Annotated in this window: 16 protein-coding genes; 13 read left to right on the top strand and 3 right to left on the bottom strand. The window is 39.4% G+C overall.

The features are described from left to right. Positions 1 to 215 precede the first annotated feature (215 nt). Together A33Q_RS06880 and A33Q_RS06875 are read left to right on the top strand one after the other, a co-directional pair. Positions 216 to 1,901, top strand: coding sequence for a DUF885 family protein (locus tag A33Q_RS06880; protein ID WP_009035574.1), 1,686 nt, complete (start codon positions 216 to 218; stop codon positions 1,899 to 1,901). Positions 1,902 to 2,543: 642 nt separating this feature from the next. After that, on the top strand, positions 2,544 to 2,804 hold the full coding sequence (locus A33Q_RS06875) for a hypothetical protein (protein ID WP_009035573.1): 261 nt from the start codon (positions 2,544 to 2,546) through the stop codon (positions 2,802 to 2,804). Positions 2,805 to 2,826: 22 nt separating this feature from the next. On the opposite strand, the gene A33Q_RS06870 is transcribed toward A33Q_RS06875, so the two are convergent. After that, positions 2,827 to 3,543, bottom strand: a complete 717-nt coding sequence (locus A33Q_RS06870) for a pyridoxine 5'-phosphate synthase (RefSeq protein WP_009035572.1) — start codon at positions 3,541 to 3,543, stop codon at positions 2,827 to 2,829. A 61-nt stretch (positions 3,544 to 3,604) separates the two neighbouring features. Between A33Q_RS06870 and A33Q_RS06865 the strand changes: the two genes are divergently transcribed. From A33Q_RS06865 to trxA, 11 genes are all read left to right on the top strand, one after another. After that, complete coding sequence (locus A33Q_RS06865; RefSeq protein ID WP_009035571.1) at positions 3,605 to 4,054, top strand: GatB/YqeY domain-containing protein; 450 nt, start codon at positions 3,605 to 3,607, stop codon at positions 4,052 to 4,054. A gap of 20 nt (positions 4,055 to 4,074) precedes the next feature. After that, entirely contained in the window at positions 4,075 to 4,611 is a 537-nt protein-coding gene (locus tag A33Q_RS06860; RefSeq protein WP_016254829.1) for a CvpA family protein, read from the top strand. After that, positions 4,595 to 5,176 (top strand): anthranilate synthase component II, encoded by a 582-nt coding sequence (locus tag A33Q_RS06855; protein WP_009035569.1) that lies wholly within the window; start codon positions 4,595 to 4,597, stop codon positions 5,174 to 5,176. Before A33Q_RS06860 ends, A33Q_RS06855 begins: the two co-directional genes overlap by 17 nt. A gap of 98 nt (positions 5,177 to 5,274) precedes the next feature. Next, entirely contained in the window at positions 5,275 to 5,940 is a 666-nt protein-coding gene (locus tag A33Q_RS06850) for a CBS domain-containing protein (RefSeq protein ID WP_009035568.1), read from the top strand. 10 nt (positions 5,941 to 5,950) lie between these two features. Beyond that, a complete protein-coding gene (locus tag A33Q_RS06845) occupies positions 5,951 to 6,826 on the top strand; it encodes an NAD kinase (RefSeq protein ID WP_009035567.1) in 876 nt (291 codons plus the stop codon). A 149-nt stretch (positions 6,827 to 6,975) separates the two neighbouring features. Beyond that, the gene (gene porG / locus A33Q_RS06840) at positions 6,976 to 7,722 is read left to right on the top strand and encodes a type IX secretion system protein PorG (protein ID WP_009035566.1); all 747 of its coding nucleotides are present in this window, start codon (positions 6,976 to 6,978) and stop codon (positions 7,720 to 7,722) included. An 84-nt stretch (positions 7,723 to 7,806) separates the two neighbouring features. Beyond that, positions 7,807 to 8,550, top strand: coding sequence for an isoprenyl transferase (locus tag A33Q_RS06835; protein ID WP_009035565.1), 744 nt, complete (start codon positions 7,807 to 7,809; stop codon positions 8,548 to 8,550). Beyond that, positions 8,550 to 11,252 (top strand): BamA/OMP85 family outer membrane protein, encoded by a 2,703-nt coding sequence (locus A33Q_RS06830; RefSeq protein ID WP_009035564.1) that lies wholly within the window; start codon positions 8,550 to 8,552, stop codon positions 11,250 to 11,252. The genes A33Q_RS06835 and A33Q_RS06830 overlap by 1 nt, the downstream gene beginning before the upstream one ends. A gap of 2 nt (positions 11,253 to 11,254) precedes the next feature. Then, the gene (locus A33Q_RS06825) at positions 11,255 to 11,785 is read left to right on the top strand and encodes an OmpH family outer membrane protein (protein ID WP_040490183.1); all 531 of its coding nucleotides are present in this window, start codon (positions 11,255 to 11,257) and stop codon (positions 11,783 to 11,785) included. A 21-nt stretch (positions 11,786 to 11,806) separates the two neighbouring features. Continuing rightward, positions 11,807 to 12,346, top strand: coding sequence for an OmpH family outer membrane protein (locus tag A33Q_RS06820; RefSeq protein ID WP_009035562.1), 540 nt, complete (start codon positions 11,807 to 11,809; stop codon positions 12,344 to 12,346). A 73-nt stretch (positions 12,347 to 12,419) separates the two neighbouring features. Next, positions 12,420 to 12,725, top strand: a complete 306-nt coding sequence (gene trxA / locus A33Q_RS06815) for a thioredoxin (protein WP_009035561.1) — start codon at positions 12,420 to 12,422, stop codon at positions 12,723 to 12,725. A 188-nt stretch (positions 12,726 to 12,913) separates the two neighbouring features. Here the strand turns inward: trxA and A33Q_RS06810 are convergent, their stop codons facing one another. Together A33Q_RS06810 and A33Q_RS06805 are read right to left on the bottom strand one after the other, a co-directional pair. Beyond that, positions 12,914 to 13,657 (bottom strand): hypothetical protein, encoded by a 744-nt coding sequence (locus A33Q_RS06810; RefSeq protein WP_009035560.1) that lies wholly within the window; start codon positions 13,655 to 13,657, stop codon positions 12,914 to 12,916. Positions 13,658 to 13,659: 2 nt separating this feature from the next. Next, positions 13,660 to 14,706, bottom strand: coding sequence for a hypothetical protein (locus A33Q_RS06805; RefSeq protein WP_009035559.1), 1,047 nt, complete (start codon positions 14,704 to 14,706; stop codon positions 13,660 to 13,662). Positions 14,707 to 15,134: the final 428 nt, after the last annotated feature.

Below are 15,134 nucleotides of genomic sequence, written 5' to 3'. Positions count from 1 at the left end.
CTTCCAAAAACTTCTACGAAAGAAATTTCTGAAAAAACTCTCTTTTGTACTTACACTCGCGATATTTCTAGTGTCCTTTTAACCTGTACTTAGAGTTTTCACACCAAAATCCATTGATTTTATCACCATCCATCAATACAAGCCAACCTTTTATCAACCCACTATTAGTCTTTCCTGAAATTTTCAGGGATATTAAAATCCTAAAAACTACTACAATGAAACAAATTCTACTTCTTTTCATCTTAAGCATTGCCATTCCCTGCACCATCTTGGCCTCCGAGCTCTATCCGGCCATCAGCAGCTACCAAGCAGACAGGAGCGCACTTGCAAGAAAATACAACAATCCCCTGTCTGATGAATACTTCCAACGTTTCGAAAAACTATACAAAGACTGGCTGGATGCCTTGGAAAAAATGCCCTATGACAGCTACACTTTGGACGGTAAAATGGATTATCAGCTATTCAAAAATCACTTGGAAAAAGAGCTTTTTTTTCATGGGTTAAGCTATGAGGAATTTAAAGAAGTAAAAAATGTAGTGGACTTCAAAGGTGAGCTTGAGAAGTTTTACCAAACCAGAAGAATGGGCATAAAGCCCAACTCACAGGAAATCGCCGCCAGGTTTGCACAAACAGAAAACGCCATCAAGTCAAAATGGGAAGCCATGAAAAAAGTGAAGCCTTTCAATTCTTGGCAAAAAGCCGAATTGGCCTCCAATACCGTAGAAGCACTGAGAAGAAGCACAGAGGAAGCCTATAACTTTTATTATGATTATGACCCCGAGTTTACCTGGTGGATGAAAAAACCCATGGAGAGCATGAATGAAACCTTAAAGGCTTATGGGGCTTTTTTGAAAGAACACTTTGAAAATACTGTAGTAAAAGATGACGGATCAGGCATTATTGGGAAACCTGTCGGAAAACTGGCTATCGAAAAAGAGCTTTCTTACAACATGATCCCATACACAGCCGAGGAATTGTTGAAGGAAGGTGAAAAACAGTATGCCTGGTGTGAAGCTGAAATGATCAAAGCATCTGAGGAGTTGGGGTATGGAAAAGACTGGAAAGCTGCCTTGGAACATGTGAAAAATTCCTATGTCCCTGCTGGAGAGTGGCCGCAGATGGTTGGAGAAATGGCAGAAGAGGCCATAGATTTTCTTGAAGCAAGAGATCTTTTAACCATTCCTGATATGGCAAAAGAAACCTGGAGAACTACCATGATGTCAGCAGAAAGACAAAAAGTAAGTCCTTTCTTTTTGGGAGGAGAAACAATCATCATCTCTTACCCTACCTCCACGATGACGCACGATGAAAAAATGATGAGTATGCGTGGCAACAACCCGCATTTTTCCAGGGCCACAGTGCAGCATGAGCTGATCCCGGGACATCACCTGCAACAATTCATGAACCAAAGACACTTCCCACATAGACGGGTTTTCAACACTCCATTTTGGGTGGAAGGATGGACCTTGTATTGGGAGTTCAATCTGTGGAATAAAGATTTTCCGAGAAATGCAGAGGACAGAATCGGTATGTTGTTCTGGAGAATGCACAGAGCAGCAAGGATTGTCTTTTCTCTCAATTACCACCTGGAAAGATGGACTCCTCAGCAATGTATAGATTATTTGGTAGATGCGGTAGGTCACGAAAGAGCCAATGCAGAAGCGGAGGTTAGAAGATCATTCGAAGGAAGTTACGGACCTCTTTATCAACTGGCATACATGATCGGAGGCTTACAGGTGTATAGCTTGAGAAATGAAATGGTAGGAGGAGGTAAGATGACTGAAAAGGAATTTCATGATTTTTTCATCACACAAAACTATACCCCTATCGAGCTACTACGAGCTAGGATGAATGAAGATATACCGAGGGACTTTAAAAGTAAGTGGAGGTTTTTGGATTAATTGGATCTCATGTTGTAAATCCTAAAATTTAACAACAAAGAAACAAAAACCAGATTCTGGGTCAATTCCTATATTTATAGATATCTAAGATACTATTAGATATTCTACCCACCTTTATCGGGATTGACTGCCATTGACATAAATAGGAACGACACGTCACCCTGAGTGAAACGAAGGGTCTCTTTGACTTGAGTGCAGGAGATTCTTCGTTCGTTCCTCACTCAGAATGACGGGTCTGCAGATGTCATTCCCTTTCTGTAAATGTCAATTTTAATAACTCAGAAAAAACAAAGATTTAGAAAAAGGTCATTTTTGCAACATTACAGCCCTATGGTCTCTAGTATAATAAGTAAAACCAAACAATGTCTCGTTTACTTCTTTTACAATCCTTTTGACAGTAACCACTGTTATGAAAAGTGAATCCTGTTCTGTTGGTATTGCCTGTTGATTATGAAACAGGTCTTCCCCTTTGATTTCAAAAGTAAATATTTAAATTAATTTTTATATTTTTCCTATTTATAAATTCGATAATAACACTTTAAAATATTAAAATTATTAAACGTTCCATTCAAATTTTATAATAGGGCTTGCATGGTTTAAACCAATCAACTAAATTAGCAAGGAGGTTTTAATTTAGAAATAATGACAGGTGGAATAGGTTTTTCAGGGCAGGGAAAAGAATCATTCAAGCAAAACCGTGATCTCAGGATTGCCAGACCGGGATTGAAAGACAACCCGTATGCCCCCCACAAAAAAGTTTCTGCCAAGGAAGCCAACAGTAAATTCGACGAACTAAAGGCCTGGAAAAAAGAAGAGGAAAAGCATAAAAAACACATCAAAATAATGGTTTATTTAGGCTTTTCCCTCCTATTGATTACAGTATTGCTTTTGGCTTTGATTTGACAACCCGTGTTTTCTCTGTCTTTTACAACTCCAATTGCCTTCTGTACATCTGAATGGTATTTTCCAACCCAAAGTACAGGGCATCACATACCAAAGCATGGCCTATGGATACTTCTTCCAAAAAAGGTATACTTTCTTTGAGAAACCGGAGATTGTTCAGATCGAGATCATGCCCTGCATTCAGCCCCAGTCCAAGTTCCCTTGCCAGAAGTGCCACTTCAATATATGGAGCCACGGACTTTTGCTTGTCTTCATGATATCCGGAAGCATAGGGTTCCGTGTACAGCTCCACCCTGTCTGTCCCGGTCTCTTTGGCTGGCTCAAAATATTTGGATTCGGGATTGATAAAAATTGAAACCCTGGTTCCATGACTCTTCAATTCCGCTACAATATCCTTTAGCATTTCTTTGTGCGAAATAGTATCCCAGCCTGTATTGGAAGTGATCGCATTGGGTGGGTCAGGAACAAGGGTAGCTTGGGCAGGTCTTACAGTTTTGACCAGTTCCATAAATCTTTTGTCAGGATACCCTTCAATGTTGAATTCTGTGGTCACCACAGGAGCTAAGTCCAGTACATCCTGTTTTGTAATATGTCTCTCGTCCGGTCTGGGATGAACAGTAATCCCCTGTGCTCCAAATCTCTCGGCATCCAAAGCAACTTTTACTACATCCGGATTATTTGCACCTCGGGCATTTCTCAGGGTGGCAATTTTGTTAATATTTACACTTAGTTTGGTCATGTTCCTAAAATAAAAGATAATTTTGTGACAAATTTACACCTATAACACAAAGAACAAGAGAATGAGTTTAAAGGCAAGTGTAGAAAGTGAAATCAAAAAGGCCATGCTGGCCAAAGAAAAGGACAGACTCCGCGCATTACGTGCTATTAAGTCCTTGATTTTGTTGGAAGAAACTAAAGGAGGTGCTGCGGAACAGCTTTCCGAAGAGGAAGAATTGAAGCTGTTGACCAAAGCGGCGAAACAAAGAAAAGATTCAGCTGATATTTATAAGCAGCAAAATAGAGAGGACCTTTATGCTGTGGAAATGGCTGAACTGGAGATCATCAATGAATTTCTTCCCAAACAGCTTAGCGAGGAAGAGCTTGAGGCTGAATTGAAAAAAATCATTGCCGAGACAGGTGCTGAGGGACCCAAAGATATGGGTAAAGTAATGGGTGCTGCTACTAAGGCACTGGCAGGAAAAGCTGATGGAAAAGCGATTTCCACAAAAGTAAAAACACTTCTTTCCTAATCATTTGCAAATTGGGGGCATTGGACATCATTATATTGGTTTTTTGCATCCTTGGGGCATACAGCGGCTACAGGCAGGGTTTTTTCATAAGTATACTGTCTGTAGTTGCATTTATTGTGGCTTTGGTTTTGGCATTTCATTTTATGGACTGGGGTGCTCAGGTCTTGGCTTCCAGAGTAGAGGATATGACATTTGCCTTACCCTTTGTGGCATTTATCATGATATTTTTAGGAGTTATTTTGATTATCAGAGGGTTGGCATTTTTAGTTAAAAAAACCTTGGACTTTACAATTTTCGGGTCAGTTGACAGCATCGCTGGGGGAGTATTGGGGGTGGTTAAAACTGTCTTCATATTGAGTCTTTTTATTTGGATAGCGGATGCTTTTGAATTTAATCTAACAGAAGAAATGAAAGCAAAATCCAAGTCTTATGCTTACGTGCAGCCAATAGCGCCTGTCATTATTGGGGCGATGGATCAATATACTCCGATTATAAAAGAAACGGTTGCCAGCATACAACAAATCGTTAAGTCAACCTCCGATGGTTTTATTGATTGATAATTTCGATTCATTTTCGTACATACTTGCAGATTACTTCCGACAGCTCGGAAAGGAACTTTTTGTAGCAAGAAACGATATTCCCCTGGATGAATTAAAGGTCCATCACTGGGAAGCACTCATACTTTCTCCTGGCCCAGGTGTACCTTCTGCTGCGGGAAACCTAATGGAGATTTTGGATTATTATGCGGGTAAAATCCCGGTTTTGGGAATATGCCTAGGGCATCAGGCAATAGGCGAGTATTTTGGTGCAAGCTTGGAAAAAGGGAGATTCCCTGTTCATGGTAAGGTTCATCAGGTATTCAAAAGGAAAAGCCACGAAATATTACAAAATCTTCCAGAAGTATTTTCTGTCACCAGATATCACTCACTGATACTTAAAAATCTTCCGGATGATTTGGAAGGAATTTTAGAAACACAAAGTGGAGAGCTGATGGCTTTTGTTCATAAAACACTGCCTATAATGGGTATACAATATCATCCCGAGGCGCATTTAACGGAATTTGGATTGGAGATTATCAAGGGCTGGATGGAATTTTCACTCCAAAAAGCGGTGATGAGTTAGGGTTTTTTGCCCGGCTTTCTAGTTTTAAACTTTGTCTGCAAAACTATGGACTGCCTTTTGTAGTTTTATATTCAAAATCAATTTAATATATTTAGATCATGCAGGCATACGAATTCATAAACAATCTCATCCCACCATTGAAAATCAATGACAAAGCCAAAATGGCTCTTTCATGGATGGAAGAGATAAGGACGAATGTTCTGCCAGTAGTCAAAGAAGGTCAGTTTTTAGGTTTTTTGTCCGACGATTTGATCTATACACTCAATACACCTGAAATGCATGTAGGGGAGTTTGAATTTGATTCTCCGGCATGTTTTGTATATCAGGATAAGCACATCTATGATGTAATAAAGGTGGCTTCTGAATATGGTCTCAACATGGTAGCAGTTATAGACAGGGAAAACCAATATATGGGTGTAGTGACCATGGAAGACGCTATCGGTGCTTTTGCCGACACCCTGTCCATACAATCTCACGGGGCAGTTGTTGTGCTTTCTATGTTTATGACAGACTACAGCCTTTTTGAAATTGCGAGGATAGTGGAAACAGAGAATGCCAAAATATTGAGTAGTTTTATTTCCAATGATCCATTAGACGACAGCAAGATCAAGCTTACCCTCAAATTGGATCAGACAGAGCTTAGGCATATCAAGGCTACCCTTGAGCGTTTTGGCTATAAGATTATCGATCACTACCAAGAAGAAGCGGGTGTCAGTGAAGAACAGGATAGGATTGGAAACCTGCTGAGATTTTTGGATATATAAACCATAGCACATGAATATTTGTATACATGGGATTAATCTCCAAGATGAGTTTATTCCATATATAGAACAATTGATCACTTCAATTTCAGACCGGGGAGCCCGGGTTTTTTTTACAGAAACATTTAATAAATCCTTATTAAGATCTAAAAGTAAGTTTAAAAACAAATTTCCGGTCGTGGACAAAAACCATGCTTCGGAATTAAATTTTATGCTTTCTGTCGGAGGGGATGGGACTCTCTTGGATACAGTGACATATATAGGCAGCGAGGAGATACCTGTTTTGGGAATTAATACGGGAAGATTGGGTTTTTTGGCTACCGTGGCCAAGGGAAACATTGCCGCAGCTATGGAAGACCTTTTTAATGGTGATTTTACGATTGAATCCAGAGCATTGGTGGAAATGGAAGCCTCAAGACCTGTTTTTAATGGGGCTAATTTTGCGTTAAATGAATTTACCATCCATAAAAGGGATACCTCCTCTATGATCACTGTTCATACCTATATTGATGGTCAGTACCTCAACAGTTATTGGGCAGACGGTCTAATTGTAGCCACGCCGACAGGCTCTACTGGTTATTCACTCAGTTGTGGAGGCCCCTTGATTACGCCCGGTGCGAGAAACTTTGTGATTACGCCTGTAAGTCCCCATAATCTTAATGTGAGGCCTATTGTGGTTTCAGATGAGTCAGAGATCAGTTTCAGGATAGAAGGGCGGTCTGAGAAGTTTTTGATTTCGTTGGATTCAAGATCTACTGCCATAGATGCAAGTATTGAGCTTAAGGTGAGAAAAGCACCATTCGCAGCCAAATTGGTCAAGTTTTCTAAATACAATTATTTCGATACCCTCCGGCAAAAATTAAATTGGGGATTTGATATGAGGAATTGAAATTTTTAATTCATAAATGTCTATGTTTATCCCGGTTTTGGAATTTAGGTTTTCGAATCGGTCAAAGCTTGTTAAACTTAACAAAAATTAACCCTGACAATACTAGAGTTGATTTTTATATCGTTTAGTACTTCATAAATTGCAACGTCTTGAAGAAGATCAAATTTCTGATTTCTACTTTCCTACTGATTCTGCTTGGATCAGTAGTGACTCTTAAAACTAAAGCCCAACAGTATGAACTTGGGGGAGGTTTAGGTATAGCAGCTTATTCCGGTGATATAGTCAGAAGGTTGGATCAGGGTAAAATCGGACTTCAAGGAACGTTATTTGGCAGACGAAATTTTGACAATGTATGGTCATTGCGGGCGGGTCTTTCTTATGGTAGGATTACGGCGGCTGACAGTATTACGAGGATTGATCCAGCGGCAGTCTACCGAGATGCTGGATTTAAAGGCAATATATGGGAGGCTTCCGCAGTGATGGAATATCATTTTCTTGACTTTACCCATCCTCAGGCATATTTCAGGTTTTCACCTTATGGCTTCTTTGGTCTAGGGGTGAGCTATTACAGTGCGGAAGGTCAATCTTTTGCGGGCGATCCTGAAGCTGGAAACTATAGCTTGGCTACACCTGTAATTCCATTTGGAGCGGGGATCAAGTACAGACTGACTGACCGTTGGACATTAGCTGCAGAATTGGGATTTAGAGCTACTTTTACAGATTTATTGGATAAGATTGACGGTTCGCAGCCCAGTATCCCAAGATACCAGGATGTAAACAATCCAAGTCAGCCATTCGGTAATAATACAGGTAATTATAGTGACAAAGACTGGTATTATTTTTTAGGTCTTACGATCAGTTATTCCTTCAGTTCGGTAAAATGCTATGCCTATTAATTAATTGGGCAATAGGTTAGATTATTGAAAAAGAAATAGCATTTTTGTACCTCCAAAAAAGGAATTGAATCCTTAAATGAAGGAATGAAGGAATTATTAGACAGGAAAAATATCCCTCAGCATATTGCGATTATCATGGATGGAAATGGGCGTTGGGCCCAGAAGAAAGGGGCAATGAGGGTTTTTGGTCATAGAAATGCCCTCACAGCTGTCCGTGAATCCATTGAAATGGCAACAGAGCTTGGTATAAAGTACCTTACCCTGTATGCTTTTTCTACAGAAAACTGGTCCAGACCACAGGATGAAATCCAAGCGCTGATGGAAATTTTGGTAAATTCTATCGTAAAGGAAGTGCCTACCATGATGGAAAATAACATTACCCTTTCCTCAATCGGCGATATTTCAAGTTTACCGAAGGGTGCCCAAGAAAAACTTCAAGAAGCTTACGAGACCACCAAGAATAATGATGGGCTGACAGTCTACCTTGCCCTCAGCTATTCGGGAAGGTGGGAAATACAACAGGCTGTAAAAAGCATTGCCAAAAAAGTAGTCGATGGCCATTTGGACATTGAAGAAATAACACAGGCGCAGATTGCTGCGCATTTGAATACAAAAAATATTCCTGATCCGGAACTCCTGATCAGAACTAGCGGAGAGTTGCGGATCAGTAATTTTCTCCTCTGGCAACTGGCATACACAGAGCTTTATTTTACAGAAGTTTTGTGGCCGGACTTTAGAAAAGAACACTTGGTGGAAGCCATTCTCGATTACCAAAGAAGGGAAAGAAGGTTTGGCAAAACTGGTGCTCAAATTAAATCAAAAGGTTGATGAAAAGAAGTACGATTATCCTTTTTCTGTTGTTTTTGGCAGGTTTCGCAGAGGCTCAGATCCGTCTGGGGCAAAGCAGATTTTCCAGCTCCAGACCAGTAAATATTCTGGAACTGAATTATTCCAAGCCACAGAAATTCAGGATTGCCGAAATCAAGGCCGTTGGACTTTCTACCCTGGATGAAGTGGCAGTGATTTCTCTTTCCGGATTAAGAGTAGATGATGAAATTTCTGTTCCTGGTGACGCCATATCAGGTGCATTGAAGAGACTTTGGGGACAGGGCATCATAGGTGATGTAAAAATTTTAGTTACCAAAGTAGAAGGAGATGATATCTATTTGCTTCTGGAACTGACCGAAAGGCCGAGATTCAGTAGAGTGGAGTTTTCCGGAGTAAATAAAACCCAGGAAGGTGAACTCAAAGATAAAATCAAAATCAGAGGAAGGGTGGTCAGAGATGATGTATTGGCCACATCCCAAAGAAATATCAGACAATTTTTTGTGGACAAAGGCTTCCTGAATACAGAAGTTAAGGTCATTCAGGAGCGAGATACAACATTACCCAATAGTGTAAAGATCAGATTTGATGTTGACCGAAAATCCAAGGTAAAGATCAATGAGGTGAAAATCTATGGGAATGAAGAAATCAACGACAAGAGGTTAAAAGGGAAGCTGAAAAACACCAAAGAGCACCCAAGACTTCATTTTTTCAGGGAAATGGCTTCCAGAATCACGAATACAACCCCGCAATCAGCCAAAGAAGCGGTAGTATATAGGAATCCAGTCACAGAAGAAGAAATCAGGAATTATATCAATAAGAACTTTAAGCTTAATTTCTTTAATGCGTCCAAATACGTCGCTAAGGATTTTAGAGAAGACAAAGACAATCTGATCAATTTTTACAATTCCAGAGGTTATAGAGATGCTGAAATTTTGGCGGATTCCACATACAGGCATTCAGATAACACCATCAATGTTGCCATCAGCCTGGAAGAGGGAAGAAAGTATTACTACAGAAATATCTCGTTTGTTGGTAACTTCCTGCATGAGGATCAAATTCTTCTGGCAAGATTGGGGATTGACAAAGGAGATGTTTACAACAAAGAAAAGCTTGAGAAAAGACTGAATTATGATCCCCAGAAAGGAGATGATGTAAGCTCACTCTATCAAGATGACGGATATCTTTTCTTTAACATTGACCCTGTAGAAGTAATGGTCCAGGGGGATTCCATCGATATTGAAATGCGGATTTTTGAAGGTCCTCAGGTAACAGTGAATTCTGTCAATATTCAAGGTAATGAAAGAACCTCCGACCACGTGGTCATGAGAGAGATCAGGATCTTGCCAGGACAAAAATTCAACCGAAGCCTTTTGGTAAGAACTATCAGGGAACTTTCTCAGCTGGGTTACTTTGATCCGGAAAAGATAGAACCTGACATGAGGCCAAATTTCGAGGATGCAACAGTAGACATCACTTTCATCCTGGAAGAAAGACCCAATGACCAGATCGAACTCTCAGGTGGATGGGGTGGATTCTTTGGGTTTGTAGGAACTGTAGGTCTGGTATTCAACAACTTCTCTATCAAGAATGTGGGGGATTTCTCCAAGTGGAGACCACTGCCTGTAGGAGATGGACAGAAGCTATCTCTAAGGGTTCAGGCCAATGGGAGAACATTCCAGAATTATAGTGTCTCTTTAACAGAACCGTGGTTTGGTGGTAAAAAGCCAAATGCATTGAGCTTTAGTTTTAATCACTCTGTGCAAAGGCAGATTGATTTCAGAGATATGACGACGGTTCAGGGTGCCTTTAGAATCACAGGGGCTACATTAGGGTTATCCAAAAGGGTAACCTGGCCTGATGATTACTTTATGGTCAGTCACTCCTTACAATATCAAGTCTATGACTTCGACAGGTTCGGTGAGTTCTTCGGATTGAGCTACAATACCGGTAGGGCCAATAGCTTAACATTCAACAATACAATCGCCAGAAACAATATAGATAATCCTATTTACCCTAGATTAGGATCCAATATTTCATTGGCAACCTCATTTACGCCGCCTTATGCAAATCTCAACCCTAACATCGACAGAGAGTCTCCGGATGAAGAAAGATTTAGATGGTTGGAATATCATAAGTGGATGTTTGATGCTACTTTTTATACGCCTGTATTTGGTTCTACCAAACTTGTGGTCAGCGCAAGAACCCATATGGGCTTCTTGGGTAGCTATGGAGAAAGAATCGGGATGATTCCTCTGGAAAGATTTGTTTTGGGGGGTGATGGAATGAACTTCAACAACTTCGCTCTCGGACAGGAAATTATAGGTTTGAGAGGATATGAAAACCAGGCTATTACACCTGGAAGGTATGAGAGAAACGTAGGAATTTCGGGTGTGCCATTTGGTGGTATTGCTTATAATAAGCACGTGATGGAGCTTCGGTACCTGATTTCTCCAAATCCTTCGGCGACCATATTCGTATTAGGATTTGCTGAAGCAGGAAACAACTGGGGAAGTTACGCGGACTACAATCCCTTTAACTTGAAAAAGTCAGCGGGTGTAGGTGCCAGGATCTTTATGCCGGCATTTGGTCTCCTTGGATTAGACTGGGGTTATGGATTTGATTCTCTGGGAGACTTGGATCCACGTGAAAGAAATAGATCAGGTGCCCAGTTCCACTTTACCATTGGTCAGCAATTCAGATAATGATGGTGAAATCATTTAAATTGTTAATTTTGTCCGTCCTATTTAATGGCCTGTTTTTAGGGCATCATTTAGGGGCTCAGACATTTGGCTATGTTGATTCTGAATTTCTGCTCAACAAACATCCTGATTACAAGCTTGTCCAGGATGAATTAGAGGCCTTAAAAGCAGAATGGAAAAAAGAGGCACAAAATTTGGATCAAGAGATCAAAGAAATGAGAGCAAGTCTCAAAGCTGAAGAAGTATTGTTGACAGAAGAAATGTATCAGGAGCGGGTTGAAGCGATCAGGGAAAAGGAAAAAGAAGCGGTGGCATTCAATAATAGGGTGTTTGGCCTCAATGGTCAATATTACCAAAAACAATTGGAACTGATGCAGCCCCTACAGTCCATCATTTTTGATGCGATTGATAAAGTTTGTAAGCGGTTTAGGTTGGCAGTCTTATTTGACAAAGCGGCCGGGCCGACAATGATTTATACAGATCCCCGACATGATTATTCGGAATTTGTTCTTCAGGAATTAGGAATTGAAAATTAAATATTAAAAATAGAACCAAAAATGATGAAAGTAAAAGTTGTCCTTTCCGCAATTGCTTTGTTTTGCATTGGATTTGTAGCGCAGGCACAGGATTTGAAAATTGGGTATACCAATGTAGAATTGATCATGGATTTGATGCCTGAGATGGAGCAGATTGGTGCCGATATACAGGATTACCAGTCACAGCTTCAAACAAACATTCAGACAAAAGCACAGGATTTCCAAAGAAAAGTACAGACTTATGAACAGTCTGCTCAAACTATGACTGAAGAAGCAAGAAATGCCAAAGTGCAGGAGCTTCAGAAGTTGCAGCAAGAAGTTCAAAAGTATGAGCAAGATGCTCAGACATCTTACCAAAGAAAGCTTCAGGAACTGTTAGAGCCTGTACAGGAAAAAGTATTCAACGCTATCAATGCAGTAGCTGCAGAGAACAATTACACCCACGTTTTCTCTGAAACTGCCGGAAATGCTCCTGTTTTGTTGTACACCAGAGACGATGACAAATTCACTGAATTGGTATTGGCAAAGCTGGGAATTGAAATACCTGCAAGACAGCAGTAACATTTGAAAATCATAAGATTTAAAAACCTGCATTCGGAAAGGATGCAGGTTTTTTTAATTGACCTAATCTTACATGCCGAAGAAGAAATTTAAAGACATCATAAAATCTCCGGGAGAAGCCGTCTTGGTAGACTTCTATGCCGACTGGTGCGCTCCTTGCCAAACGATGACACCTATACTGGAAGAAACACTGCATGAACTGGGCGGAAAGATCAAGCTCTACAAACTGAACGTGGATAAAAATCCCCAGGCCAGTCTACAATTTGGGGTAAGGTCTATTCCTCATTTTATTCTGTTCAAAAACGGGAAAATTCTCTGGAGAAAAGGTGGCTATATGACCAAAAGAGATTTGCTTCAATCCCTCAAAGGATTTATTTAACAAAAAAAAAGCCATCGGCAAATCGAGATAGACCCTAAACCTGCTCCATTATTGAAGCAGGTTTGTTTATGCTATACAAGCTGTTCATCGACACTCTCCTAAATTTTAGCTGTTTTCGGGAATGAGCTTTTGTTGTTCAGGCCAAAATATCCACGCTTACCGCAAAAATTAAGCTTAGAGAAACTATCTTAAAATAAGAATTCATATCCAACTTGTAATAAGGCAAAGTCACCGGAAAATCTATGCTTCGTAGAATAAAAATTTCCCATGAGCGAAATTGATCTGTAATCCTTAACATATAAATCTTCGCCTAAAGCAATCCCATATATAAAAGAAGTGTAGAATCTATTTTTCCCAACTTGTTTATAAAGACCGATTTCTGGCCGCAGATGAAGCAAAGTGGAGTTTTGCCTTGTGGCGTAGACAACATCATGACCCAAGATTGAACTAACATTTCCATCAGAGTCTGTCTGTAAATGAGCCCCCAACCTATAACCTTCTTCGCTTTGATTCCTAATTACTTCTCCTGCATTTTGTCCCAGATAAGTACCTTGAAATCCAAAGGAAGCCAAAAGTCCCCAACTACCTGAACCAAAGGGGATCAATCTATCCAAACTCAGGTTAACACTAGGATTCACTCCTCTATTGGATCTCCCATATTTTGTATTCAAATACTCTCTGGCTGTACTCATACCCATCACTCCAAAACCAGCTCTTACCGCCAAATTTGGAGCAAAATAATACCGTCCAAATACACCACCATTAGCGTCAATCGACCCTGCCGCATTGAAACTTTCCAAATGATTTGAGGATTCTTTGGTATTGGAAATTAACTTCGAAATCCCACCTTGAACACCTACAGAAAGTCTTTCCTGAGCATGAGACGAGAATGTCAGGAATAGAATTGAAAGTAGAAAGATTTGCCTTTTCATATTTAATTTCTATTTTCTAATTGAAAGACATCGAGATAACCTGATCCATAATTTCCTCCACCAAGAAAAACGTCAAAAATTCCGTATAAATTGTATTGGGTCAATCTTCTCCCTGCTTCATAGTGAACTTTCTGAATCTTTTGAGTATTCGCAGGAGGAGGCCAACACCCTTGGCAACTATCCCAACAACCACTCCGAGTTTCTGTTTGTCGATTTCTCGGAGTTAAAGTACCCCAATAAGTAATAGTCATAGGACTATCACCATGAGCAACGTAGGGATTTTGATGCAATCTTCTGTACTGGGATACTTCAGATTTGAGTCTAAAATATATCGCAGCTGCCTGATAAGCATGCATTGCCTCTGCCTTAAATGTATAATCTCCCTCAGGATAAATTGTTGTCCATTCACACTTCCTATCATCACAGCCATCTCCAATCATAGGTGGAAATGGTGAACCTATTGGATATAATCCAGGGCAGGATGCTAAAATCCTGGCATTTGGATCATCCATGGCTGTTACCTCTCCATTTGAACTTTCTACTTCTATTGGATTATAACTTGATTCAAATAAAATTTCCAAAACATCTTCATCAAAATCAAATATAAGTATTTCTTCATTCGACAATTCTTTTTGAGAAATTTGATCTTTCAAAGTCAAATTTTTTGTCACGTATGCCTTTTCTTCATCAAAATTCAAATAAATCAGATATTCACCAATTATGATAAAACCATCTTTATCTAAAATGTCAAGAAGTTTTGAATCCTCAAACTCTTTAATTCTATATTCTGAGTTAGACAAGCGAAGAATTTCTGAATTTAAAATAAATTCCCAATCAATATTCATTCTAAAACTTGAAAATTCAGGTATTTCAAAATCTTCAGTTGACCCTAAGAATGACTCATAATCTTCTACTGATTGAAACTTTAAGGTCTCATTAACAACGCTAACTGGGTTTAAATCTAAATCCAAGAAATTATCTTCTTCAATATCTTGGCAACCTGCAATCGCGAGGAATAATATTCCACAAAGTAATTTAAGTTTTTTCATAATATTGGATTTTTAGTTTAAAGCGATTTAAAAAAAAAAACAATTTTCAAATTTGTAAACATGTTTTTTTCTTATTTATTTAAAATAAAAACAATATATAGTAATATTTATTTCAGTGTTTGATCTTATACAGTAATTTAAAAGAGCAAGTCTCGTGATTAGGAACATGTTAAAATCTTCGCTTCAATCCCTCAAAGGATTTATTTAAAAAAAAAACCGCTGGCAAAACCAGCGGTGTTCAATTATATTTATTCCATTTTTTTACTTTTTCCAGCTTGCTTTTCCTCTTTTTTCGGAATCCACATTGGTGGAATAGTATTACAGATTATTGGCCAAATTAATTTTTGCTTCAATTCCGTTGAAATAATCTACATATTCGGTTACGTCAGCATCTATCCATTTCAATAAGGGAGTGTTAGCTAAACTCT

The sequence above is a fragment of the Indibacter alkaliphilus LW1 genome, from assembly GCF_000295935.2.
Classification (GTDB): domain Bacteria; phylum Bacteroidota; class Bacteroidia; order Cytophagales; family Cyclobacteriaceae; genus Indibacter; species Indibacter alkaliphilus.
The sequence above is the reverse complement of the archived record's forward strand: the minus strand, read 5'-3'. Positions and strand labels throughout refer to the sequence as shown.

What these genes read in the sequence shown, in the direction of transcription:
- A33Q_RS06880 (WP_009035574.1), top strand. Translation starts at nt 216, where the DNA reads ATGAAACAAATTCTACTTCTTTTCATCTTAAGCATTGCCATTCCCTGC.
- A33Q_RS06875 (WP_009035573.1), top strand. Translation starts at nt 2,544, where the DNA reads ATGACAGGTGGAATAGGTTTTTCAGGGCAGGGAAAAGAATCATTCAAG.
- A33Q_RS06870 (WP_009035572.1), bottom strand. Translation starts at nt 3,543, where the DNA reads ATGACCAAACTAAGTGTAAATATTAACAAAATTGCCACCCTGAGAAAT.
- A33Q_RS06865 (WP_009035571.1), top strand. Translation starts at nt 3,605, where the DNA reads ATGAGTTTAAAGGCAAGTGTAGAAAGTGAAATCAAAAAGGCCATGCTG.
- A33Q_RS06855 (WP_009035569.1), top strand. Translation starts at nt 4,595, where the DNA reads ATGGTTTTATTGATTGATAATTTCGATTCATTTTCGTACATACTTGCA.
- A33Q_RS06850 (WP_009035568.1), top strand. Translation starts at nt 5,275, where the DNA reads ATGCAGGCATACGAATTCATAAACAATCTCATCCCACCATTGAAAATC.
- A33Q_RS06845 (WP_009035567.1), top strand. Translation starts at nt 5,951, where the DNA reads ATGAATATTTGTATACATGGGATTAATCTCCAAGATGAGTTTATTCCA.
- A33Q_RS06835 (WP_009035565.1), top strand. Translation starts at nt 7,807, where the DNA reads ATGAAGGAATTATTAGACAGGAAAAATATCCCTCAGCATATTGCGATT.
- A33Q_RS06830 (WP_009035564.1), top strand. Translation starts at nt 8,550, where the DNA reads ATGAAAAGAAGTACGATTATCCTTTTTCTGTTGTTTTTGGCAGGTTTC.
- A33Q_RS06825 (WP_040490183.1), top strand. Translation starts at nt 11,255, where the DNA reads ATGGTGAAATCATTTAAATTGTTAATTTTGTCCGTCCTATTTAATGGC.
- A33Q_RS06820 (WP_009035562.1), top strand. Translation starts at nt 11,807, where the DNA reads ATGATGAAAGTAAAAGTTGTCCTTTCCGCAATTGCTTTGTTTTGCATT.
- trxA (WP_009035561.1), top strand. Translation starts at nt 12,420, where the DNA reads ATGCCGAAGAAGAAATTTAAAGACATCATAAAATCTCCGGGAGAAGCC.
- A33Q_RS06810 (WP_009035560.1), bottom strand. Translation starts at nt 13,657, where the DNA reads ATGAAAAGGCAAATCTTTCTACTTTCAATTCTATTCCTGACATTCTCG.
- A33Q_RS06805 (WP_009035559.1), bottom strand. Translation starts at nt 14,706, where the DNA reads ATGAAAAAACTTAAATTACTTTGTGGAATATTATTCCTCGCGATTGCA.